This window comes from Thermomicrobium roseum DSM 5159 (assembly GCF_000021685.1).
GTDB lineage: Bacteria > Chloroflexota > Chloroflexia > Thermomicrobiales > Thermomicrobiaceae > Thermomicrobium > Thermomicrobium roseum.
Map to the genome: position 1 here is coordinate 447272 of NC_011959.1, position 21787 is coordinate 469058.

Genomic DNA, 21787 nt, shown 5'->3' on the forward strand with positions numbered 1-21787 from the left:
TCACAACAAGGCGAGTGCCGGTAACCCATCGCGTGCCGCTCGCATCGCGCGATCGAGGAATGCCACAGCTTCTTGGTCAGGAGCCCGGTCTCTGGAGGTGGTGGCAGCGGAAGCTCTCGCCGACTGCACGATCAGGACTCGCTCGATCAGATCGAGGAGCGCTCTGGGTGCGACATCGTCGATGGCAACGGGGGCCACATCGGCGTAGGCAGCGAGACAGACGGCGAGGAAGTGCGCTCGTCCTTCAGCTGGCAGGAAGCGGAGTTCGGGCAGCAAGCACGCGAGGTCGACTGCGGCTGGCCGGAGGGCGAGGTGTTCCCAGCAAAAAGCCGTCGCGATCTCACCGGAATCCTCGTAGAGCGTCGGCAACCGCAGGCAGCCGACGGTAGGTACCAGGGCTGGCGAGTGATCGAGTTCCTGGTCGATCCAATCCAGTGCACGCTCCACCGAACTCCGTAGCGGGTCGTCGAAGTCGTGAGCCATCGCTGCGAGTTGGCTGAGCCGCTGTTCGTCGGTTGGTGATGCAGGTTGGAGCGTGGTGATGGGCTCGAATGCATGTACCGGTGTCGAGTGCAGTCGCGCGAAAAACCGTGCGAGGCTGATCGCGGCGGCGCTCACTCGCCAGGGGGCGGCAGCTCGTCGCAACTCGTCATCGAGATTCGTGCCTTGGGGTACCTGGAAAAGCAAGACGAGTCGATCGGGATCCGCGGCTGTGGCCAACAGGACTGGCGCTGGTAGAGCGTTTGCCGCCACAGCGGCATAGCGCTCGGGCGCAGCACGATCGGTACCCTCGCGGTCGAGTACCAAGACAGCGAAAGCCAGCTGTTCGTGCGTCGGCGAAAGGTGAGCCTCCAGGTGCCAAAAGCCGCGGTGGACATGGGGCTGCGCCGACATGCGGACGAGACGCACCCTGCGCCCGGGATAGAGCTGAGCGAGTGCTCGCTCGAGTAATGGCCACAGAGGACTGGACTGTGCTGACACGGCGAAAACTCCTTGCCGATCCCGTTCGGAAAGTGAGTATACGCCTGGCGCAGACCGGGGGTCGTCAGCCCGAGGGCGGGTAGAATCGTTCTTTGCAACCTCGTGGTGTGCGGGGAGCGGGCGTGCGGATTCTCGTCGTGTCACCAGTGTTGCCGTATCCCGATCGCTCAGGAGGCGCGATTCGTATCGCGCAGCTTCTCCGCGCCTTGGCCCGTGAACACGAGTTGACGTTGCTCGCGAGCAAGCCCGCCCGAGTCGATCCGGAGGAAGCGCGGGCAGCGCTCGACCCGATCACCCTGATACCGGTTTCTGCTGGCTGGGTGATCGGTGAAGGACCGACGACGGCAAAGCGGCTGTGGCAGGCACGCTCGCTGGTTTCCTCACGATCGGCTCTCTACTGGATTCTGGCAGGTCCTTTGCTCGACGCACTTCGTCGTCTGGACTGGCAGCGTTTCGACATTGTCCAGGTCGAGTACAGTCTTCTCGGCTTGCTCCCGTTTCCACGATCCTTGCCGCTCGTCGTCGATGCGCACAATCTCGAGTATCGGGTGCTGGAGCGTATCAGCCAGCGTTCCGGATGGTTGCGAGGTCTTTGGGTCCGTCGCGAGTGCCAGCGGGTGCGGCGAGAGGAGATCACAGCCTGGCGACAGGCAGCGCTCTGCCTTGCGGTCTCGCGGGTCGACGCTGAGGAAATGCGTCGATTCGCTGCTCGGCGCGTCGCAGTGATCCCGAACGGGGTCGACGTGAGGCAAACGCCCTTTCTCCCCCTCGATGCAGCTGAACCCGATCACATCGTCTTCGTGGGCAATCTTCGCTACTGGCCGAACGTCGATGGCGTACTGTGGTTCGTCCGCAAGGTCTGGCCAGCTGTCCGCGCGCGTATTCCCTCGGCGCGTTTCAGCATCGTCGGCTACGACCCTCCATCCGCTCTTGGGATGCTGTCAGCGATCGAGGGAGTCCGTCTCGTCGGTACGGTACCAGCTGTGACACCCTGGCTCGCCCGAGCGAGTGTCATCGTGGTGCCGCTCCTGGCGGGCAGTGGGACGCGCCTGAAGATCCTCGAAGCGTTCGCGGCTGGTCGCCCCGTCGTCACGACGAGCCTGGGTCTGGAAGGGATCGATGCTGAGCCGGGTCGTCATGTCATGGTCGCGGACGATGCTGCGTCCTTTGCTTCCGCCGTGGTCGATCTTCTCGCTTCATCGCAACGGCGTGCGGCACTGGCCGAGGCGGCTCGTCGATTGGTCGAGCAGCTGTATGACTGGGACCGGATCGGCGAGCAGTTGCGCGCAGTCTACCGCGCGTTCGTGGGGGAAGAGAGAATCGGGTAGTAGATCCACCCTTCGATGAAGGCTTCTGCTGGCAGGGGGCAAGCGAGAAGATCTTGCCGCACGACCAGCCACGCCGTGATCGCAGCGATCAGGGCGTCCAGTGCATCGCCGCCCGGATCGTCCAGTGCACGGCTCGCAAGGGAGCTTGGCAGATCGAGCCCGAGCCGAGTGAGTCCTGTGAGGATGTCGCATCGACACTGCCGTCGGAGATGATCGGAGCCCTTATACCGAAGATTGGGCAAACCAAATTCGCGGAGGGACACGCTGGGACAAACTTCGAGAAGACACGGACGGTCTTCCCGCAATCGTTCAAAGGGGGCAACGGCGACAGCGTCAGCAGCGACGAGGGGATGGAGGACACTGCGCAGCCAGCTGTCCGTCTGCCGATAGATACGCAGGTTAGTTGGCGCGAATGGAGCACGAGCGACGCGATCGGTCAAACGCTTTCGTTCCCTCCCGTGTGCATCCCTTCCCTCCTGCCGCAGTTGCTCGGCGTCCGCAAAACGGCTGGGATAGCTGAGTAGCCAAGTGTGCCAGGGGGCAGCGCTCGAGGGTACCGGGAGCCCAAAGCAGGCGTCGCAGGCGATGATCGATGGTCCACTGGAAGCGATGATCCGGGCGAGGACAGCAGAGGCGTTCGCGAGTGGCCGATCGGCGAGCGTTTCGAGCGGTGCGAGCGTCTCGATGTGGAGCTGGTCACTGACAGCGTTTCCAAAAGCGAGCCAGATTTTGCGACTCGCGTCGCGTGCCGCACTGAAATCGATGCCCATGATGCGCACGGTGTCACTCTCCGAGTCGGTCCTCCAGTTCGCGATCGAGCGCAGCAGCCAGGCGAGCGAAAGCGGGCGGGTGCTGCTGGGCCAGCGTAGCCTGAACAAGCGGTCGCAAGTCCAACTCGATCGTCTGTGCGATGCAGAGGACTGGGCCAGAGGGGCGCTCGATCCATGTTCCACCGTAGGCATGGCGTAAGGTCTCTCCCACATAGGAGACGAGGGGGAGCACCAAGCGAGAGAGATCGTCCGGGCGTTCGCTCCCATAGACCTGGGAGAGATGGAGCCATTCATCGAGGAGATCATCGAGAATCGCCAGCGAGGCGAGCGTGAAATCGAGGTGTTGGCCAGTCATCTCGGCAACGCGGTCGGCAAAATCACTGGCAAGCGCTTCCCACTGGTTCATCGCGGCACCCTCTCTGGAGTGTACCCTGTGGCGAAGTGGTCGTCCGGCGCAGCGCAGTGCAGTGCGGGTCCGGACACATCCATCCATGCTCGACTGCGGAGATGGTATGTCGCTCGAACTGCGCCTGAGACGACAGCTCGGTCGGAGCGTTCTGATGGAGCGGATCGCGTGTCGGTCGCTCGACCGTGATCTGCACGACTCTGGTCACGAACTGCTATCCTGCGCTCGGGGAGTGAGCGGAAGGGGGAAGCACAGTCATGCACCCGGAACGGAGCGTTCTCTCGGTGCCAGGTGGGCGGCCCGAGTTGTTCGAGAAGGCACTGCGGTCCGATGCTGATCTCGTGTTCTTGGATCTCGAGGATTCGGTCGTCGAGACAGCGAAAGCAGAAGCACGGCGCAACGTCGTCCGCGCCGTGAACGAGTTAGATTGGCGTGGGCGACCCCGCGCGGTGCGAATCAATGCCGTCGATTCGCCGTATTGTTATCGCGATCTCATGGACCTGCTCGAGGGAGCTGGCAATCGGATCGATCTCATCATCGTCCCGAAAGTCGAGCGGCCGGAACAGGTTCATGCTCTCGATATCCTGCTCGATCAACTCGAAGCAGCGGGTGGAATCGGACATCGTGTGCAGCTGGAGGTACAGCTCGAGACGGCCAGCGGCATCCTCCATGCTGGGAGTATCGCGGGCGCATGCGAGCGCCTCCGCGCGCTCGTCTTCGGCCCAGGCGACTATGCAGCCTCGGTTGGCATGCCGATGAGTGCGATCGGTATGGAGGACGAGTGGGACGCTGCCTACGGTGCGCCCCGGCTCCAGTACCCCATGCACCAACTCCTGGTGGCCGCTCGAGCTTATGGGCTCCGCGCGATCGACGGACCGTATGCGGACTATCGTGACAACGAGGGACTGCGGCGAGCGGCCCGCCGAGCACGTGCGCTAGGGTATGACGGCAAATGGTGCATTCATCCGGCACAGATTCCGATCGTCAACGAGGTTTTCACGCCGACCGAAGCGGAGATCGCCTGGGCGAAAGAGGTCCTCAAGGCGTATCACGAGGCCGAGCGCCAACGCCGTGGGGCACTGGCCATTGGGTCGACGATGATCGACGCAGCGAGCGTGCGCATGGCTGAGAGTACGCTCTCCCGAGCACGGGCTGCAGGACGAGGCTTCTGAGACCTCGTGCACGCTCATCGATCCCGATTGGCTGTGCGCCCGTGCGGGCTTGCGCCCGTCGTCTGGGATGACTCCTTCCAACTGCTTACTCGTGCGTGGTCTCGCAAAGCCAGGATCAGTTGCTGGTTCGCTTCAGCTCCACTTGCGGGTGTCTGGTCGGCTGGATGGTCGCCTCTTCGCTGCTCGCCCGTTGCTGGTCCCGCGGAGAAGAGCAGCGTCGGGCACCACTGAGGGTTTGGGCCGGTACGATTGCCCGCTCGGCGAGATCATGGTAGGGTACGAGCAAGGTGCCCATGCCGGGAAGCGGTGAAGCGGGCGGGGTAGCCCGTGGGTCCGGGCGGGAGGCCGTGCGTGTCGTTCGACCTGTGGCTGTGGCTGCTGGTCCTGGTGAGTGCGCTGCTCCTCGTGACGATCGAGTTGACCGAGGATTATCTGGAGCAGGGTTGGCCGCGCATCCGTCGACCGGCCGATGGCTGGGCCTCGTCGGACAGCGTCCACCTTCTCTGGACAGCGGTCGGCATGCTGGTCTTTCCCGGCATCGTGCTCCTGCTCATGAACCTCGCAGTCATCGTTTGGCGTGAACTAGGCATGACGCTGGTCCTACTGCTCGGGAGTATCCTGCTGGCGTTCGGTTGGGCGGCGTATCTTCTTCTGATCAGCCAGATCGGTGGTGTGGATCAGTACCTGGAGAGCATCGGTATCACGTTGCCGCTCGCGATCGTCGCTGTCTTGCTCGTCGGTGATCTTTTGCTGCTGGTGTCCTTGATCAGTGTGCTGCCGGACGTTTCCCTACGGGGGATCGTTCCATGATATCAGCGAACGACTGCTCATCCTGCCCGTTTCCCGACGCGTCATGACGATCATGAAGGTAGAAGGTCATGCTTTGGAGCGCGCTGATGGGATCGATTTCTCGAACCGTGATTCCTGGCGGGACGTGGAGGACGGTCGGCGCGTAATTGAGAATCGCGCGCACTCCGCCAGCCACGAGTTTGTCGGCAACTTCTTGCGCTGCGTCGGGCGGTACGGCGATGATTCCGATACGGATGCCTTGCTCGCGGACGACTCGATCGATCTCGGTCTCCGGTAGGACGACGATACCGTTGACGATCTGTCCGATGTGCTCGGGGCTCTTGGCGAAGATCGCAGTGATGCGGAAACCATTGGGCTCGAACTCGCCATAGTGGGCGATGGCTTGGCCGAGTTTGCCATAACCGACGAGCGCTACGTTCCAGAGGCGATCGAGGTGAAGGATAACCTCCAGCTCGTGAATCAGCGCGGCCACGGCATAGCCGTAGCCTTGCTTGCCGAAGCGACCGAAGTACGAGAGGTCACGTCGGATTTGGGCAGCGGTGACGCCGAGCAACTGCGCCAGTTCCTCGGAGGAGATCGTGCGGTGTCCCTCTCGCTGGAGTTGCCGCAGCGTCCGCAAGTAGAGCGGCAAGCGCCGAACGACGATGTCCGGAACTGGTCCGTTGCGCACGACCTCTCGCCCTCCGACTCCGCTCGAAACTCGTGAGAACGATCACGATGCGTTGCGTAGCGCAACTGTACCAGGATGGCCGGTCGCCTGACAACGTGATGTCAGCCATGGAACCAGTTGGCAATGGGTAAGCGGCGATCGCGTCCGAAGGCGCGCGGCGTCAGCTTGACCCCTGGTGCTGCTTGTCGACGTTTGTACTCGGCGCGATCCACCATCATGATGACGCGGTCGACGATTTCAGGATCGAAGCCATGCCGGATCAATTCCTCTCGGCTGAGATCCTGCTCGACGTAGAGCTCCAGGAGTGGATCGAGAATTTCGAAGGGCGGAAGCGTATCGACGTCCTTCTGATTCGGGCGAAGTTCCGCAGACGGTGGCTTGACGAAGACACGCTCGGGAATGACCGGCGAGATGCTGTTGCGATAGCGTGCGAGTTGGTAGACGAGGAGTTTCGGGACATCTTTGAGGACGGCGAAGCCGCCGGCCATATCGCCGTAAAGCGTCGCATAGCCACAGGCCATTTCGGACTTGTTCCCCGTGGTGAGCACGATCGGCCCGAAACGATTGGAATACGTCATGAGAATCGTGCCGCGGATACGCGCTTGCAGATTTTCGTCTGCCACATCCGGCTCTTCTGGCTGGTTACCGAGCGGTGCCAGCACTTCGCGGAAAACACGATGGACCGGTTCGATGGGTACGATCAGAAAGCGAATACCGAGGTTGCGGGCCAGCTCTTCGGCATCCTCGATGCTGTGGCGCGAAGAGTATCGGCTGGGCATCGAGAGGCCAGTGACATTCTCCGGACCGAGGGCGTCCGCGGCGATGCATGCTGTCAGAGACGAATCGATCCCTCCCGATAAGCCGATCACGGCGGTGCGGAATCCGGTTTTGCGCACATAGTCGCGAACACCGGTGACGAGAGCCTGGTAGACTTCCGCGACTCCCTCGAGCGGCGTGCGTGGCCGCTGGACGCTCTCCGGCAAGGGTGGAAGCTGTTCCCCAGGGACGGGTAGGGGAATCTCGCGATCGACCACAGGAAGCGCAGGTTGCGACTCTGCTCGGGCGAGCCAGCGTCGGCGCGGGTCGTGCAGCCAGCTGGAAAGCACGCGCGTGATCGGAAGGTCGACGACAATGAGATCCTCTTCGAAGGATGTTCCACGGGCGAGGATCGTCCCGTTGGGGTCGAGCACGATGCTGTTGCCGTCGAAGACCAGTTCGTCCTGCCCGCCGACCATGTTGACGTAGGCCAGATAACAGCCGGCATCGGCGGCACGGGTTTGGAGCATCACCTGGCGCTGTATCCACTTCCCGCGATGGTACGGCGAACCATTGATGTTGACGAGCAAGTCGATCCCTCTGGTGGCCAGGCTGCTGGCTGGTCCGATCGGGTACCAGATATCTTCGCAGATGGTGACGCCGAACCGAAGATTGCCCCAGAGAAACCGAAACGTGTGACTTCCGCGTGCGAAATAGCGATCCTCGTCGAAGACACCATAGGTCGGCAGATGGTGTTTGGGGACAACGGCGACGATCTCACCACGGGCGAGGATAGCGGCCCCATTATAGAGGATGCCGCTCTCGACCCATGGTACACCGACGATCAGGACGCGATCCGGTATGGCGTCGAGGAGCAGATGAAGCGCGCGGCGAGCCGCGTCGATGAAGCTGACCTTGAGGAGCAGATCTTCTGGAGGATAACCGGTGATGACGAGTTCGGGAAAAGCAACGATATGAGCACCGAGTTGGGCCGCTTCCCGGGCGCGCTCGCGGATGAGGCGGACGTTGCCCGAGAAGTCGCCGACTGTCGGATCGATCTGCGCGAGCGCGATCCGCCACGTGTCGCGCGTCATCTCCTCGACCACTCGCGGTACCTCCCCTCGTGTCTACTGTTCGCTGCCGCTCAGTGTAACAAGAGCGGAAATGCATCTATGCCGTACAATTCGGAGAGAATCCAGAACGAGTCGGCCCTTGAGGTTGCGGTGGAACGAGACGACAATGCTGCTCCAACTGACGATCCGTAACATAGCGATCATCCGTGAGGTGCAGTTGGAATTCGGTCCTGGACTAACGGCATTGACCGGCGAGACCGGTGCGGGCAAGTCGATCCTGATCGATGCGCTGGGCCTCGTGCTCGGTGCGCGCGCCTCGAGCGATCTGGTCAGGAGTGGAACTCCACGTGCCTGGGTCGAAGCGATTTTCGATCTCACTGGGCTGGAGCAGGCAACCGACTTGCAAGCCATGCTCTCGGCCCACGGGATCGACTTGGAGGATGGACAGCTGATTCTTTCACGAGAGATTCAGGCCAATGGGCGTAGCGTCGCGCGCGTGAATGGGCAGGCGATACCGGCGAGTGTCCTCGCGGTGCTCGGAGCCAGACTGGTCGATATTCACGGTCAGAGCGATCACCTCTCCTTGCTCCGTGCTGACCGGCAGCTCGAACTCTTGGATCGCTTCGCCGGTGTGCTCCCGCTCCGGAACGAGTTGGCACGGCTCGTGCGCGAGTTCCGCGCTGTTCGCCGCGAACTGGAGCAACTGCGGATGCGAACGCGGGAACGCGAGCATCGACGCGACCTTCTGCGATATCAGGTGGACGAGATCGCTCGTGCCCGCTTGCGCGTCGGTGAGGAAGAGGAACTGGTAGCGGAGCGAGCCCGCTTGCAGAACGCAGAGCGGTTGGCGTCGCTCGCGACCGAGGTCGCGTCGAGTCTCGATGGTGACGAGTTTGCACCGCTGGATGCGTTGCGTCGAGCGGTGTTGCGCCTCGAAGAACTCGGGCGTCTGGATCCCGAGCAGCGGGGATTGGCCGAACAACTCCGCGAGGCGCTGTATACGGTCGAAGAGGTCGTGCGGACCGTGCGCACGTATGCCGAGAGCATCGAGGCCGATCCCGATCGCTTGACGGTTATCGAAGAGCGACTGGATCTCCTGAGACGCCTCAAACGGAAGTACGGGGCGACGGTCGAAGAGATCCTGGCGTATGCCGAAGAAGCGCAGCGTGAGCTGGCTGCATTGGAAACAGGCGAAGAGACGATCGCCGAACTCGAGAGACGTGCTGACGAGCTCGCTCGGGCAGTGGTCGAGCATGCGCGAGAATTGAGCGCACGGCGGCGTGCAGCCGCACGGGCGCTCGAGCAGGCGATGAGTGCGGCGATGCGGGATCTCCGCTTGGGGCAAGGCGCTTTCGCTGTCGCCTTCGAGCAGCCTGACGAAACGGGGAACGAGCAGGAGCGCGCGGCAGTCTGTGGCGAGACAGGATGGGATCGGATCGAGTTCTTGATCGCTCCCAATCCCGGCCAGGAATTGCGGCCGCTGGCGCGTGTCGCTTCCGGTGGGGAGATGGCTCGCCTGATGCTCGCCCTGAAGTCGAGCCTTTCGGAAGTCGATGAGACGCCGACCCTCGTGTTCGACGAGGTCGATGTCGGGATCGGGAGTCGCAGTGCGCATGTCGTCGGTGAGCGTCTTTGGCAACTTTCCCGAGCGCATCAGGTCATCGTCATCAGTCACCTGCCACAGATCGCAGCGTTCGCCGATCGGCACTACAAGATCAACAAGACCGTGGTGAACGGGCAAACGGAGACGGCGGTGCATCATTTGGAAGGAGAAGCGCGCCTCGAGGAATTGGCCGCGATGCTCGATGGGATACCGGTCACGCCGGAGTCGCTCGCGAATGCGCGCGCGATGGTAGAGCGGCTGGAGCGACGAAAGCTGCAACTTGTCGGGGCAGGTACCGGTACATGAGGCGCGAGCGAGTGGGCGGGAGCGGGTGCGGGTGACGAAGGAACGGTAAGGAGGAACGTCGTGCAGCCGAACATGCGTCTCTTGAAGCAAGTCCAAGAGCAGTTGGCGAAAATGCAGGCAGAGCTTGCCGAGTTGGTCGTCGAAGGGTCGGCTGGGGGTGGTGCGGTTCGCGTCGAGCTGGATGGGTTGCGGCACGTGCGACGGGTCTCGATCGATCCGACGTTGGTGGAGGCGGGGGATATCGAGATGTTGGAGGACCTCGTCGCTGCTGCAGTCAACGACGCGCTGCGACGCGTGGAAGAGGCCGTTACGACGAAGATGGGTGCACTGGCGGGCGGACTCGGGTTGCCGCTCTCGGGGCTGTGAGGGTGTCCGATGCGGATCGGACTGATGATCGAGGGCCAAGAAGACGTCACCTGGGAGCGGTGGCTACGAGGGATCGAACTGGCCGAGCGGCTCGGCTTCGAGTCGCTTTGGCGATCGGACCATCTCTTCTCCGTGCTGGGTGTTCCTGAGCGGGAGACACTGGCCTTATGGCCATCGCTGACAGTGGTCGCACTGCGGACCCAGTGCATCACCTTCGGACAGTTGGTCTCACCAGTGAGCTTTCGCCATCCGGTCGAACTCGCCCAGCATGCGGTTGCGCTCGATCATGCGTCTGGCGGGCGATACGTTCTCGGTATCGGAGCAGGATGGTACGAGCGTGAACATCAGGCGTTTGGCTTCCCACTCCTGTCGGTCCGCGAGCGCATGGATCGCCTGGCCGAAGCGTTGGAAGTGATTCAGCTTCTCTGGACCGGCGAGGAGGTTTCGTACGAGGGACAGTATTTCCGCTTGGAGTGTGCTCAGCTTCGTCCGCGACCACAACGAGGGGATCGCGTGCCGATCGTGATCGGTGGTCGGGGTGAGCAGCGGACGCTTCGACTGGCAGCGCGTTTTGCGGACGAGTGGAATGTAACCAACGTCGATCTCGACGATCACCGAAGGAAGATCGGGCTCTTGCGGGAATACTGTCGTGAACAGGGTCGCGATCCCGACTCGATCGTCTGTTCCTGGATGGTGGCGCACATCATCGGGCGCGATCAGACGGAATTGTTCGAGCGGGCACGCAGGCTCGCGGCCTGGTTCCCGCAGTGGGGCGATTGGCCGCCGGAGGCGATCCTCGCTGAAGCGCGACGACGCAACTGGCTGGTGGGAAAGCCAGAAGAAGTTGTCGAACAGATCCGAGCGCGAGCGCGCATCGGCGTGCAGCGGATCATGCTGCAGACGTTCGACCTCGATGATACGGACGCACTGGCACTGTTCGCCAGCGAAATCGTGCCCGCCGTCGCGGACGCGGCATGACAGGCGGCGTGGGGGGCTGATCCCCCCACGCCGCCCGAGATCGGCCGAGTTTATTCGAGGTGCTCAACCCCCGCGACGCTCCAGATCGGCCAAGACTTGCAGTGCACAGTTGCGTCCCGGCGCCCCGAAAACAGCTCCACCTGGCCAGGCCCCCGACCCACAGAGGTAGAGTCGCTCGATCGGAGACTCGTAACCGGAGAAGCCGGGAGCCGGGCGGAAGACGAACATCTGGTCAGGAGTGATCTCGCCGTGAAAGATGTTTCCGCCGGTGATGCCGATGACATCTTCGATATCGCGCGGGCCGAGGACGCTCATGTGCTCGATCGCATCCCACATGTTAGGTGCATATTCCGCGAGCGTATCGATGATGTTGCGACCGATCTCGTCTTTTCGTTCCTCCCAAGTGCCTTCAGCGAGGTCATACGGTGCGTACTGGACGTACAGGGACATGACGTGCTTGCCGGGTGGGGCAAGACCGTCCTCGGTCGCTGACTGGATGTAGCAATCCATGAACGGTCGAGCCGATGGCCTGCCGTGCTTACAGTCTTCCCAAGCCCGTTCGAGATAGTCGATCGAGGGATTGATGACGATCCCACCGGTGTGCTGGGGGCCGATCTCGGTTCCGGGCAAACAGCGGAAGTTCGGCAGCTGGTTCAATCCGAGGAGTACCTTGACCACCGAGCCTTTGACTTTCATGCGTGTGATCGCGTCGCGGAAGGAAGCCGGCAGAGCGTTCGCGGGGACCATCTGGAGAAAGGTTCGCTGGGGGTCGGCATTGGAGAGAATGACACGCGCTGAGAAGCGTCGACCGTCGGTCAGCCGGACACCACGGGCCGCTCCGTCGCTGACGTCGATCTCAGCGACTTCAGCATCCGTGAGGATCGTCACGCCGTGATCGCGGCAGAAACCGGCAAGCGCTTCGGCGATGCTGCCCATGCCGCCGCGGACGAAGCCCCAGGCACCTTGGTGACCGTTGAGATTCCCCAAGAGATGATGGAACTTGACATAGGCAGTCCCGGGCGACTTGGGGCCGAGGTTCACACCGATCACTCCGCCAGTACAAAGCGGAGCCTTGATCTCCTCGCTCTCGAAAAAAGTGTCCAACACTTCAGCGATACTCTTGAGGAGCAGCGTGCGCAGATCCTCGAGTCCGTCTGGCCCAGCGAATGCTTGTTCGAGTTCGCCGAGCGTCGGTGCCGGGCGCAGAATGAATGGCCGGAAGCGAGCGATCATGCGGTTCCACATGGCCCAGTAGTCGTGCCATCGTTCTGCATCGCGTCGAGAAAACTTAGCTAATTCTGCGTGTGTCCGACGTTCGTCCAGATAGACCATGAGGTAACGCCCATCCGGAAACGGTACGAAATATTGCGGGTCGAAGGGACGGACTTCGTAACCGTACTTGGGCATCTCGAGGTCGCGAACCACTTCGGGAAGGAGCAGGCTGCACACATAGGAGCAAGTGGACAGTCGATAACCAGGGAAGTGTTCCTCGGTGACGGTCGCTCCACCGATGATGGGACGTCGTTCGAGAACGAGCACCTGCTTACCAGCCTTGGCCAGGTAGCCGGCAGCGATGAGTCCGTTGTGCCCGGATCCGATGACGATCGCATCGTACTGAGGTCCTGTCATGGTGCCTCCTCGCGTCCTCACACTATCCATCCCGCCGGGTACTATCGTGATGCATCGTGCGGAGAGACGCAAGCCGTGGATCATCGCCCATCGAGTGATGAAGAACGCAGTGATGGCACGAAGGATTCGGGGAGGTGCATTGCGGGGCAGCGTCAGCACGGATGGGCGTTCGTGACAATGAGGCGCTCGGTTTGCGCTCCGTCGTCTACCGCCAAATATGCTTTTCCTCGCGAATGATGAGTGGAGCCACCGGGAAGCTAAAGAACGCCCCTCAGAGGTGATCGTGACGTGCTGCGAGCAAAAAGAGCACCCGGCCAGTAGCCGGGTGCTCAGCATCTAGCGAGGAGACAACGCGACTACTGCTTTTGGAGTTGGCGGATGTAACTCACGAGCGCCCAGCGTTGCTCTGGGGTGAGGAGCTTGCCGAAGGCGGGCATATTGGTAAGGTTGTGCGGATACTGCACTTGGTTTTGTGGCGAGGTATAGCCATTCGTCAGGATCCAATAGAGTTCCCCGTCGGTACGTGAGACTACAGCGGGATCCTTGAGATTCGATGGAGGAACAGCACCCTGGACCAACCCCCAGTAAACGGACAGCGGTCCCTTTCCATCACCTTGAGGGCCATGACATGCGACGCAGTTGACCGCGTAGAGTTGCTGCCCGCGTGCCGCAGCCTGTGGATCGTTAGCCAAAGGATTCTGGAGGTTCCGCGCTTCTTCCAGCGTGTATTGTGGTTCGCCCCCTGTGATCGGGACGACACCCGCAGGAACATCCAGGCGCGGAGGCTCCTGAGCACGGAACGACTTCTGGTAGTGCATTTCGCTGAAGAAGTCGATCGGATAGGTGTTCGACGAGACGCACGCGCTCCCGAGCAACGCCAGCGCCGTGCCGGCCAGGAGGCCGAGCACGAGGCGACGTGCGGTTTTCGAGCGGATGGGACTTCGTGCCATTCTCCGCATCTCCTTCGTCTCCGCTAGCTCCGCGCCGGTTGCCGTCCGGCGTTCCCGCTCTCGGTCAGAATGTCCTCGGGATTCGCCTTCCGGAGCGCCTCGATCGCGCGGGCTTCACGCTCCGGTGCGGTGCGCACCAGGATGCCGATATAGCCCTGGGTGATGCGTGGATCGTAGAGCGCGCGACCGATCCAGGGAAGCCGAGACTCGAAGAGAACGCCGAGTACGGTGAAGATCAGAGCGCCCAGCATGGTACCCTCGTACATGATGATGATCATCGGCGGAATCGAAAGCAGCGGCTTGCCTCCAGTGAGGAGCGGATAGGAAAGCTGCGTGCCGCCAGTGATGAGCAGTCCCGCGGCGAAACCACAGGCAGCCCCGATCAGGGGGAAGACGAAGAGCCGGTGGATTCCGGATTCTTCCCCAAAGGTCCCTTCGGGATACGGAGCATTGGAGAGCACTTCGAACTCGCTGCGACTGAAGCCGGCATCACGCAGCGCGTCAGCTGCGGCAACAGCTGAGTCGAGATCACGGTACAGCCCGAGAACTTCACGGATCGCCATCGTCGCCTCGCTTTCCCTTGCCTGCCTGCCCGACTAAAACTCCCGCACGATCGCGTTGACGACACGCTTACCGACTCGCAGCTGCTGGGCGAAGTGCTGGCCTTCCTTCTCTTCCCAGACGGAAATCGGTGGGAAGATCTTGGAGAAGACCAACAGGAGGAAGCCGACGAGCGCGAAGGAACCGAGCACGATACTGATTTCCACGATGGACGGCCGGTACCAGTTCCAGTCGAAGGTAAATTCGTACTTCCGCATGAGTCCTGGCTTGATCAGCCAGTAGCGCTCGGCCCACATGCCGACGTTCACGAGGATCGATGTCCAGAACATGATTTTGACGTTGCGGCGGAAGCGCTGGAACACCCAGATCGGGACTGGGATGAAATACCCGAAGATAAAGATGAGTGCTGTCAGGACGTTGAAAGGCCACTCGAAGAGACGGAACTGCATGATTTCGAGCTCACGCGCCTCCTGCGGATAGATGGCAAAGAAGATGTCGAGCAGGAAGAACCAGAGCCACCCGGTGCCGACAGCGATGAGGAGCCGCCCGATCGCGTCGAAGTGCTCGAGACGGATATAGTTCTCAAAGCGGAAGAGCCAGCGCATCAAGGCCATGAGCGTGACCACCGCCGAGACACCGGAGTGGATGGCGCCGATCACGAAGTACGGTGCGAAGACGGTCGCATGCCAAGTGGGAACCAGCGAGACAGCGAAGTCCCAGGAAACGATCGAGTGAACCGAGACGAAGACTGGGAGGATCAACCCGGAGAGCAGGAAACCAGCGATGGTCTGCATCTTCCACTGTCGCTCGTTCCCGCGCCAGCCGAGCGCGAGAATCGTGTAGAGGACACGTCGCCAGCCGGTCGTGCGGTCGCGCGCGAGCGCCATATCCGGAATCATCGTCGTGTACAGGAAGAGGGTGCTTCCCGTGAGGTACGTGAGGATGGCGCTGGGGTCCCAGACGAGTGGACCGCGGACGTCCGGCCAAAGGTTGCGCCAAAAATCGTACGGGAAGACCCAGTAGAGCGTGCGCCACGGGCGGCCGGTGTGAATGACAGGATGGAGCATGGCGGTCATGAGACTGAAGATGGTCATCACCTCAGCAGCGCGAGTAACCGGGCGCCGCCACTCAGCCTGAGTGAGACGGAGGATCGCAGAGATCATGACGCCAGCGTGACTGATACCGATCCAAAAGACGAAGTTGACGATCATGAAGCCCCACATATTGGGGCGCTGGAGACCCGTCACACCGAGTCCCCAATAGAACATCCAGCTGACCGCGAAGACGAAGATGGCGAGAACAGCGCCCAGTCCGATGAATCCGACCCACATCATGGCCGGTGTTGTCATGAGAGGACGCAGGAGTTCCCGCGTGATTTCCTCTTCACCGAGCCGATGTCGTTCTTGCATCGCTCTCCCCCAGCCTCGCTTTCGTGTCCGATCGACTGATCAGTCTCATTCCGTCTTTCCGATCACGATGAGCCGCGCGTGCTTGAACGGCTGATGGGCACGCAGCCACAGCCCGCCGACGACTTCGGCGACCGACGGGAAGGGCAGATAGCGTGCCGTCCAAAGCACGAGCGCGAGCGCTCCAGCAAGCATGCCGATGAGGATCAGCATGTCGCCGATCCCTGGGATATAGGCGGGCGGAATCGCCTTGAGAGCATGGGCATGCCCGAGGAGCGCCTTGTCCGGTTGGGAGAAGGCTGCCGATGCGAGGCGAATGCGATCGATCAGATTCCCGAGGAGAACAATCGCGGCAACGACAGTCGGTCCCGCGATGCTGCGGCGAATGGGGTTCCACATCAAGATGAGGAGTGGCAGGGCGAAATTCATCGCGAAGGAGAGAATGAAGGGCCATAGATAGGTCTCGAACATCAGGAACCGGAGTATGTCGATTTCACGGGGCGTGCGTCCATACCAGAAGATGATGAATTCCGACCACCAGAAGTAGAACCAAAGCAAGGAGAAGGCAAGGAGCATCTTGCCGAGGGCCCAGAACTGCTCGCGGCCGAGGTAATCAGCCTGCCCGCCCCAGCGGCGGAGGACAGCCATGGTCACGATCGTCAGCGCGATCCCCGCCTGGAACGAGGTGATCGTGAAATAGGCGGGAAACACAGCCGTGAAATAACCGGGGATGAGCGCGATGATGAAGTCCGAGGCCAGGACGGTCATCACCGGGACATAGATGAGGACGTAGAGGACACCGATGTTGTTCACGACCTTCTCGTAGATGCGCCACTGACGATGGGAGCCGACCCAACCACGGCTCAGCCAAGCCGCTAAGCCGCGCTGCGCTGGTTCACCGTGATCCCGGACGATCGCGAGATCCGGCAAGCTACTGAACCAGGCGAAAAGGTAGCCGGCCCCCGTCAGGGTCAGCAGGAGAATCGCACCCCAAAGCCAGGGTGAGAGCGGCCAGCCGAACCAGACCGACAAGCGGTCTTCGGTGCCAGGAAAGGTAGGCAGGAGCAAGAGGTAGAGCAGGAAGGGGATGACCAGCGTGACCGCCCAGATTTCCGAGGCACGATTGACTGGTCGACGCCAATGGCTCCGTGCCACGCGCAGGGCAGTGGAGAGAGCGGGGGCGGCTGCCGCGGTGGACATGAGGTAGAGGAAGGCGGCTGCCACGTATGTCCACGCCTGGCGATTGGCAAAGCCCTGACGTAGCGGGAAGGCGACGATCGCCACGATACCGATCACGAAGAGAATCGCCGCGATGACGAGTGGTCGCCGCAGGGCTGCAGCGGTACTGCGCATCCAGCGCAGCGCCGATCCCAGCACGTCCGCCGGTGCGAGTTCCCAGGTGCGTTGGAGTTCATGACCGTGTGCGTGACCGTGTGTCGCCATATCCCCTCACCCCGTTCGCTCATCAGCGCTCAGTGCGTTGCTGCGTGCTCAGCAGCTTCGAGATCGATCTTCTTCAGGTAATAGACCTTCGGATCGGTACCGAGATCTTCCAACAACCGGTAGACGCGTCCTTCCTGTTCAGCCTGGGCGAGCAACTTGCTGACCGCGCTGTTGGGGTCGTCCAGATCTCCGAAGACGATGGCACTGGTCGGACATGCCTGGGCACAAGCAGTCGTGACCTCGTCAGTACGCAGGGATCGCTTTTCAGTCTTCGCCTTCTGCTCGGCCTTGACGAGGCGATGGACACAGAAGTTGCACTTTTCCATGACGCCACGACTCCGTACCGTGACGTCTGGATTGAGCTGGTTCTTGAGCGAATCGGGCCACTTCGGCTCCCAGAAGTTGAAGAAGCGGACGTGCCAGTGGCAGTTGACCGCACAATAGCGAGTGCCGATACAGCGGTTATAAACCTGCATATTGATACCTTCGTTGGTGTGGTAGGTCGCATAAACCGGACAGACCGGTTCGCAAGGAGCGTTGGTGCACTGCATGCAGGGTACCGGAATGTAGCGTGCCTTGATGTTCGGGTATTCGCCCTCCCAGTACCGCTCGAGTCGAATCCAGGCGATGGCGCGGCGCTGATGATAGACGTCCTCGGTATTGATCGGAACGTTGTTCTCTGCCTGGCACGCGACGACGCAGGCGCCGCACCCGATACAGCGGTCAAGATCGATCACCATTCCCCAGCGTGGCATGCGTCCCGTCCTTTTCCTCTCCCTGATCCCTCCCGCTCAGGCCTTCGGTGCCATCACGCGGACGATCGGGAACTCCTCCAGCTGGAACGCTGGCACCATACCCTCGAAGCGAGCTAGGCGAGCGCGGCGTCCGGTCTTCTCGATCCGGCAGCGCGTGGCTGCCCAGGCGAAGGTACCGGTATCCGGTTCGGTCTCTGGCGCAACGAGCGTCGCCGGATTGACTCCGCGTCCCTCGGCGTACCGCGTGTACGCTGTATGTCCCTGCCCGAACGGAATGGCGATGATTCCAGGCTGCGTTGCTGGGTTGACGTAAACCGGTAGCTCAGCGACTCCCTGTGGCGTGAGGACGCGGACAAGATCACCGGTCTGGAGCCCGAGTTCGTCCGCGGTCGCCTGACTCACTTCGATCCAGGTCTGCCAGACGTTCGTGCTGATCGGTTCCGGGAGTCCCTGCAGCCAGGGCAGGTGGGCGAGTTCTCCGTAGCCGAGCGACGGCAATGGATAGGGATGAAGGACATAAGGGAACTGGTTCTGCTCGCCCGCAAAGGCCGGCTCGCGCGGCTGCACTGCGGCCGTTGACGGTGCACTGCCGGTCGCCCGACTCTGCTCGTCCCACCACCCACCTCGCGCCTGGAGTGTCACGAGGAACTCTTTGTCGTTCGTCGCCGTAACGCTTCCGCGGCCGAGTGACCGGAGTTGCAGGGCGAGCGCTTTGGTCGCTTGCTCCTGCGTGCTCCACGGCTGGTCCTGGCCGAGGAGGCGGAGAAGGTCGAGAAGGACATCGCCGAAGGCGCGGGCATCCAGGAAGGGCGCAACCACCGGTTGCTGGATGGCGACCGCTGCGAAGCCGGGGCCAGGATCGGGAACGCTCAACCCCCATTGTTCGAGCCAAGCCTGGTCCGGCAAAACCAGATCAGCCAAGGTCGTGGTCTCGTCGAGGAAGGGCGAGAAGCTGACGACATGCTTGGCGGCCTGGAGAGCCTCACGCGCACCGCTGGCACTGGGGAGGGCATACACCGGATTGGCGCGGTAGACGAGGACGGTGCTGATCGTGCCCGATCGAATTTGCTCGAACAGCTCTGTCCAGCCGCGAAGGGAGAGGATGGCGTCATCGGGTACACGCAGGTCGGGCAATGGCGGCTCAGGATTGAGGAGCAGGCCGCCAGGCTGGTTCACCGAGCCGAGTATCCAATTGAGGCCGAACGTCGCCACCAAGTTGAAAAGACCATTGGTGGCTGCTGCAGCACTCGTACCAGCGATGACCACGGCCGGCTGATGCTCGACGAGCGCGTGCGCCAGTTCGCGGATCTGTTCCGCCGAAAGACCCGTGGCTGGGGCGACTCGTTCGGGCGCGTAATCACTCGCCAGTCGGGTCGCATCCAGCCCGAGCGCCGTCAGGTAGGGATCGAGGCGATCTTGCGGGGCTTTCCCCTCGGTCGAGAGCACCTGAGCGATCGCGAGCGCGACGAGCCCCTCCGACCCAGGAATGATCGGGAACCATCGGTCAGCATTCGCGGCTGTCCCCGAGAGCCGAGGGCCGACGTGATAGTACAGCCCGCGCTGACCCGGCTTTCCTTGCCGGAACTCGCCATAGGCGTGCGCCAGTGCGACGGGTGCGATCCAGCCGTGCAAGAAGTCGGCACTGAAGTTGAGAAGAAAGCGCGCGTTGGCCAGGTCAGGAATCGGGAGCGTGCTCACCCCGAAGAGCCGCCGGATAGCGGTGCGGAGTACCACGAACTCGTCCGGTTCCAGAACGGCTTGGCGAATGCCAGTAGCCTTCCGGAAGGCCGCGACGATCGCAGCTTGCGATGCGTTCAGCCGACCGGTGATGAGGACGGCGTGCTCGCCACCCACCTCGCGGAGGATCTGGGCCACTTCTTGGAGAGCTGAATCCCACGGAATAGTCTGAAATTGGCCGCTCCCGCGCGAAGTGGCTCGACGCGCTCCGCTGAGACGATCGGGGTGGTACAGCTCCTGGACGAGCGCCTGCGCTCGGGCATCGCTCTTGCCATGGATGCCAGGGAAATCAGGGTTTCCATCGACCTTCTTGGCGCGCCCCTCGAAGACGCGGACGATCAGTCCGTATCCCCCCTGGTCCGGTGGCGCAGCGGTCGCGAACCACGCGTCACGCCCATACACCCAATCGTTGGTGTTGAAGACGGGCTGAGCAATCTTGAACTCGCTTTCTGGCACACCGTCTCCGATGCGACCGCATCCCGCGAACAAGACAGCACCGGTCGCTGAGGTTGCGGCCACCTTGAGAAAATCTCTTCGCCGCATGCCCATCTCCAATGTCAGCCTCCCCACATCGTCGTCGAGCCGTCTGTTCGGATCAGTAGTGGCACACCGAGCAGTCAGTCCGTGCGCCGTTCTGCTGGTGGCAGGTAATGCAGTCACCCATGCGGAGATCCCGGACCTGCTTCACCCCGGGCTTGCCCATGGCACCAACATCGCCGTGGCAGGTCGAACACTGGAAGCCGAAACTCAAGTGGACCGAATGGACGAAGTGGGTGTGGTCGGGAAGCTGATGGACCTTGTTCCACAAGATCGGTTGTCCCTGCTGGAAGGCGGCGACGAGCTTTTCGAGTTCAGGACGGCCCTGTGTGGGGATGATCTTGTGGCATTGCATACAGAGTTCGAGCGGCGGGAGTGTCGCTTGGGCAGAGGTCGTCGCATTCCGGTGGCAATAGGTGCAGTCCAAGCCGACTGCCTGGACGTGCACGGAATGGGGAAACTGAATCGGCTGTGCTTTGACCGGTTGAGCTGTCGGGGCGAGGAAGTAACTCCGAGCAAGCACGAGAGCAAGCGGAACAGCCATGACAACGAGCACGATCAAGACGAACAAGATCAGCCGCACGTATCGCATCCCACCGACTCCATTCTTCAGCTCGACTCGCTCTCGACTAGGTCGGTTCTGCCTCGGCTCAAATCCAGCGCTGCGGCCAAATCTCGTAGAGGACTTGGATTCCGTTGACGACGTTCACGAAGGCGAAGACAGCGGCAATCAGGAAGATCGCGGCGAGCGCAAAGAGGACAGGGCGAATCGCAGCCACCTTCGCGGGGAGGTCGCGTGTCGAGACGAGGGAGGGAATGATCGCATAGGCGACGAGCATGTTGGCAGCGAAGACGACAATACAGCCGAGAAAAGCCCAGAACCAAATGAGCGTTTGGTGGATCTGCTGCCATTGTTCGGCCGTCACGACGGCTGGCGTCATCTCGCCTCCTCCGCTTTCCCGAGCAGGGCGCTCGGTTCATCCCTTCCCGCGCACCGCTGGGCGATGAGGGTGCCTCAGCGGACTATCACCGAAGGCGCTCCGCCTGTGAGCGCCTTCACAACCCACTCGTAGGATGCCCGCCGCGGCATCCTGTGTCAAGGGCGAAGCTCGGAGTCATCGACGAGTGGTTCTGTTTCGGAGGAGGAAAGCGGCATGGCGAGACCATCCGATGCATACGTGACGATCTGTGCCCGGTACGCGCGCTGGCTCGGCAAAGGGCTCCAGCCGGAACCTGGAGACTGGCTCGTCAATCAGGAGGGACATCCTCACGCGGTAACACTCGTGACCAGTCCGCAGCGTGCTGCTGGCGAGGAAGAGATTCTGGTGCCGAGCCTGGAACGGCTTCTTGCGGAGTTGGCGAAGGAATGTGCCTCCTTCGTCATCGATTATTCGGGAGGAGAATTCGCCTGTGTCGCGTTCGACGAGCAGGGACGGTCGCTCGCCAACGTGGTGGCTAGCGATGCGAGCGCTGCAGTTGCGCAAGCGCTCGTTTTCATCCGAGCCGAGCGTGCTGCACAAGAGCGTGCAACGAGGTCTCCTCAGTAGAGC

The 21787-nt window shown here is 61.9% G+C and carries 21 protein-coding genes; 7 read left to right on the forward strand and 14 right to left on the reverse strand.

The annotated features are described in order from the left end of the window. Entirely contained in the window at positions 1-981 is a 981-nt protein-coding gene (locus tag TRD_RS02075; RefSeq protein WP_012641855.1) for a hypothetical protein, read from the reverse strand. A gap of 122 nt (positions 982-1103) precedes the next feature. Between TRD_RS02075 and TRD_RS02080 the strand changes: the two genes are divergently transcribed. Beyond that, on the forward strand, positions 1104-2309 hold the full coding sequence (locus tag TRD_RS02080) for a glycosyltransferase (RefSeq protein WP_012641856.1): 1206 nt from the start codon (positions 1104-1106) through the stop codon (positions 2307-2309). Here the strand turns inward: TRD_RS02080 and TRD_RS02085 are convergent. Both TRD_RS02085 and TRD_RS14810 read right to left on the reverse strand, forming a co-directional pair. Next, positions 2273-3079, reverse strand: a complete 807-nt coding sequence (locus tag TRD_RS02085) for a DUF429 domain-containing protein (RefSeq protein WP_041435916.1) — start codon at positions 3077-3079, stop codon at positions 2273-2275. The two genes, TRD_RS02080 and TRD_RS02085, sit on opposite strands and share 37 nt — an antisense overlap. Positions 3080-3092: 13 nt before the next feature. Next, the gene (locus TRD_RS14810) at positions 3093-3485 is read right to left on the reverse strand and encodes a hypothetical protein (RefSeq protein ID WP_012641858.1); all 393 of its coding nucleotides are present in this window, start codon (positions 3483-3485) and stop codon (positions 3093-3095) included. A gap of 257 nt (positions 3486-3742) precedes the next feature. On the opposite strand from TRD_RS14810, the gene TRD_RS02095 reads away from it, so the two are divergent. Together TRD_RS02095 and TRD_RS02100 are read left to right on the forward strand one after the other, a co-directional pair. After that, on the forward strand, positions 3743-4657 hold the full coding sequence (locus TRD_RS02095) for an HpcH/HpaI aldolase/citrate lyase family protein (RefSeq protein ID WP_012641860.1): 915 nt from the start codon (positions 3743-3745) through the stop codon (positions 4655-4657). A 351-nt stretch (positions 4658-5008) separates the two neighbouring features. Next, a complete protein-coding gene (locus TRD_RS02100) occupies positions 5009-5467 on the forward strand; it encodes a hypothetical protein (protein ID WP_012641862.1) in 459 nt (152 codons plus the stop codon). Here the strand turns inward: TRD_RS02100 and TRD_RS02105 are convergent. Then, positions 5424-6137 carry a redox-sensing transcriptional repressor Rex gene (locus tag TRD_RS02105; protein ID WP_012641863.1) on the reverse strand — a complete coding sequence of 238 codons (714 nt, stop codon included), beginning with the start codon at positions 6135-6137 and terminating at the stop codon, positions 5424-5426. The genes TRD_RS02100 and TRD_RS02105 overlap by 44 nt on opposite strands. 101 nt (positions 6138-6238) lie before the next feature. After that, complete coding sequence (locus TRD_RS02110; protein ID WP_041436330.1) at positions 6239-7987, reverse strand: NAD+ synthase; 1749 nt, start codon at positions 7985-7987, stop codon at positions 6239-6241. Between the two features lie 118 nt (positions 7988-8105). Between TRD_RS02110 and recN the strand changes: the two genes are divergently transcribed. From recN to TRD_RS02125, 3 genes are all read left to right on the forward strand, one after another. After that, on the forward strand, positions 8106-9875 hold the full coding sequence (gene recN / locus TRD_RS02115; RefSeq protein ID WP_226980708.1) for a DNA repair protein RecN: 1770 nt from the start codon (positions 8106-8108) through the stop codon (positions 9873-9875). Positions 9876-9947: 72 nt separating this feature from the next. Continuing rightward, the gene (locus TRD_RS02120) at positions 9948-10241 is read left to right on the forward strand and encodes a YbaB/EbfC family nucleoid-associated protein (protein ID WP_041436332.1); all 294 of its coding nucleotides are present in this window, start codon (positions 9948-9950) and stop codon (positions 10239-10241) included. Between the two features lie 9 nt (positions 10242-10250). Continuing rightward, positions 10251-11219 (forward strand): TIGR03560 family F420-dependent LLM class oxidoreductase, encoded by a 969-nt coding sequence (locus tag TRD_RS02125; protein WP_012641867.1) that lies wholly within the window; start codon positions 10251-10253, stop codon positions 11217-11219. Positions 11220-11282: 63 nt separating this feature from the next. Here the strand turns inward: TRD_RS02125 and TRD_RS02130 are convergent, their stop codons facing one another. The 9 genes from TRD_RS02130 to TRD_RS02170 all read right to left on the reverse strand — a co-directional run bounded on the left by TRD_RS02130 (position 11283) and on the right by TRD_RS02170 (position 21178). After that, positions 11283-12848, reverse strand: coding sequence for a phytoene desaturase family protein (locus tag TRD_RS02130; RefSeq protein ID WP_012641868.1), 1566 nt, complete (start codon positions 12846-12848; stop codon positions 11283-11285). A gap of 356 nt (positions 12849-13204) precedes the next feature. Then, positions 13205-13798 (reverse strand): c-type cytochrome, encoded by a 594-nt coding sequence (locus tag TRD_RS02135; RefSeq protein ID WP_012641869.1) that lies wholly within the window; start codon positions 13796-13798, stop codon positions 13205-13207. A 23-nt stretch (positions 13799-13821) separates the two neighbouring features. Further along, complete coding sequence (locus TRD_RS02140) at positions 13822-14361, reverse strand: DUF3341 domain-containing protein (RefSeq protein WP_012641870.1); 540 nt, start codon at positions 14359-14361, stop codon at positions 13822-13824. Positions 14362-14394: 33 nt separating this feature from the next. Continuing rightward, on the reverse strand, positions 14395-15768 hold the full coding sequence (gene nrfD / locus TRD_RS02145) for an NrfD/PsrC family molybdoenzyme membrane anchor subunit (RefSeq protein WP_012641871.1): 1374 nt from the start codon (positions 15766-15768) through the stop codon (positions 14395-14397). Positions 15769-15813: 45 nt separating this feature from the next. Next, positions 15814-17208 carry a hypothetical protein gene (locus tag TRD_RS02150; RefSeq protein WP_012641872.1) on the reverse strand — a complete coding sequence of 465 codons (1395 nt, stop codon included), beginning with the start codon at positions 17206-17208 and terminating at the stop codon, positions 15814-15816. Positions 17209-17237: 29 nt separating this feature from the next. After that, the gene (locus TRD_RS02155) at positions 17238-17963 is read right to left on the reverse strand and encodes a 4Fe-4S dicluster domain-containing protein (protein WP_012641873.1); all 726 of its coding nucleotides are present in this window, start codon (positions 17961-17963) and stop codon (positions 17238-17240) included. A gap of 36 nt (positions 17964-17999) precedes the next feature. Further along, positions 18000-20243: a molybdopterin-containing oxidoreductase family protein gene (locus tag TRD_RS02160; protein WP_041436333.1), complete on the reverse strand. Its 2244-nt coding sequence runs from the start codon at positions 20241-20243 to the stop codon at positions 18000-18002. A gap of 52 nt (positions 20244-20295) precedes the next feature. Further along, positions 20296-20829, reverse strand: coding sequence for a cytochrome c3 family protein (locus tag TRD_RS02165; RefSeq protein WP_012641875.1), 534 nt, complete (start codon positions 20827-20829; stop codon positions 20296-20298). A gap of 58 nt (positions 20830-20887) precedes the next feature. Beyond that, positions 20888-21178 carry a hypothetical protein gene (locus TRD_RS02170; RefSeq protein WP_012641876.1) on the reverse strand — a complete coding sequence of 97 codons (291 nt, stop codon included), beginning with the start codon at positions 21176-21178 and terminating at the stop codon, positions 20888-20890. 213 nt (positions 21179-21391) lie between these two features. On the opposite strand from TRD_RS02170, the gene TRD_RS02175 reads away from it, so the two are divergent. Continuing rightward, positions 21392-21784 carry a hypothetical protein gene (locus TRD_RS02175; protein ID WP_012641877.1) on the forward strand — a complete coding sequence of 131 codons (393 nt, stop codon included), beginning with the start codon at positions 21392-21394 and terminating at the stop codon, positions 21782-21784. Positions 21785-21787 lie beyond the last annotated feature (3 nt).

Bases quoted from the DNA above. Each gene is read 5' to 3' on its own strand.
- TRD_RS02175 (WP_012641877.1), top strand. From the start codon at position 21,392: ATGGCGAGACCATCCGATGCATACGTGACGATCTGTGCCCGGTACGCG.
- TRD_RS02130 (WP_012641868.1), bottom strand. From the start codon at position 12,848: ATGACAGGACCTCAGTACGATGCGATCGTCATCGGATCCGGGCACAAC.
- TRD_RS02095 (WP_012641860.1), top strand. From the start codon at position 3,743: ATGCACCCGGAACGGAGCGTTCTCTCGGTGCCAGGTGGGCGGCCCGAG.
- TRD_RS02125 (WP_012641867.1), top strand. From the start codon at position 10,251: ATGCGGATCGGACTGATGATCGAGGGCCAAGAAGACGTCACCTGGGAG.
- TRD_RS02135 (WP_012641869.1), bottom strand. From the start codon at position 13,798: ATGGCACGAAGTCCCATCCGCTCGAAAACCGCACGTCGCCTCGTGCTC.
- TRD_RS02140 (WP_012641870.1), bottom strand. From the start codon at position 14,361: ATGGCGATCCGTGAAGTTCTCGGGCTGTACCGTGATCTCGACTCAGCT.
- TRD_RS02160 (WP_041436333.1), bottom strand. From the start codon at position 20,243: ATGCGGCGAAGAGATTTTCTCAAGGTGGCCGCAACCTCAGCGACCGGT.
- TRD_RS14810 (WP_012641858.1), bottom strand. From the start codon at position 3,485: ATGAACCAGTGGGAAGCGCTTGCCAGTGATTTTGCCGACCGCGTTGCC.
- TRD_RS02165 (WP_012641875.1), bottom strand. From the start codon at position 20,829: ATGCGATACGTGCGGCTGATCTTGTTCGTCTTGATCGTGCTCGTTGTC.
- TRD_RS02120 (WP_041436332.1), top strand. From the start codon at position 9,948: ATGCGTCTCTTGAAGCAAGTCCAAGAGCAGTTGGCGAAAATGCAGGCA.
- TRD_RS02170 (WP_012641876.1), bottom strand. From the start codon at position 21,178: ATGACGCCAGCCGTCGTGACGGCCGAACAATGGCAGCAGATCCACCAA.
- TRD_RS02085 (WP_041435916.1), bottom strand. From the start codon at position 3,079: ATGGGCATCGATTTCAGTGCGGCACGCGACGCGAGTCGCAAAATCTGG.
- TRD_RS02155 (WP_012641873.1), bottom strand. From the start codon at position 17,963: ATGCCACGCTGGGGAATGGTGATCGATCTTGACCGCTGTATCGGGTGC.
- nrfD (WP_012641871.1), bottom strand. From the start codon at position 15,768: ATGCAAGAACGACATCGGCTCGGTGAAGAGGAAATCACGCGGGAACTC.
- TRD_RS02150 (WP_012641872.1), bottom strand. From the start codon at position 17,208: ATGGCGACACACGGTCACGCACACGGTCATGAACTCCAACGCACCTGG.
- TRD_RS02110 (WP_041436330.1), bottom strand. From the start codon at position 7,987: ATGACGCGCGACACGTGGCGGATCGCGCTCGCGCAGATCGATCCGACA.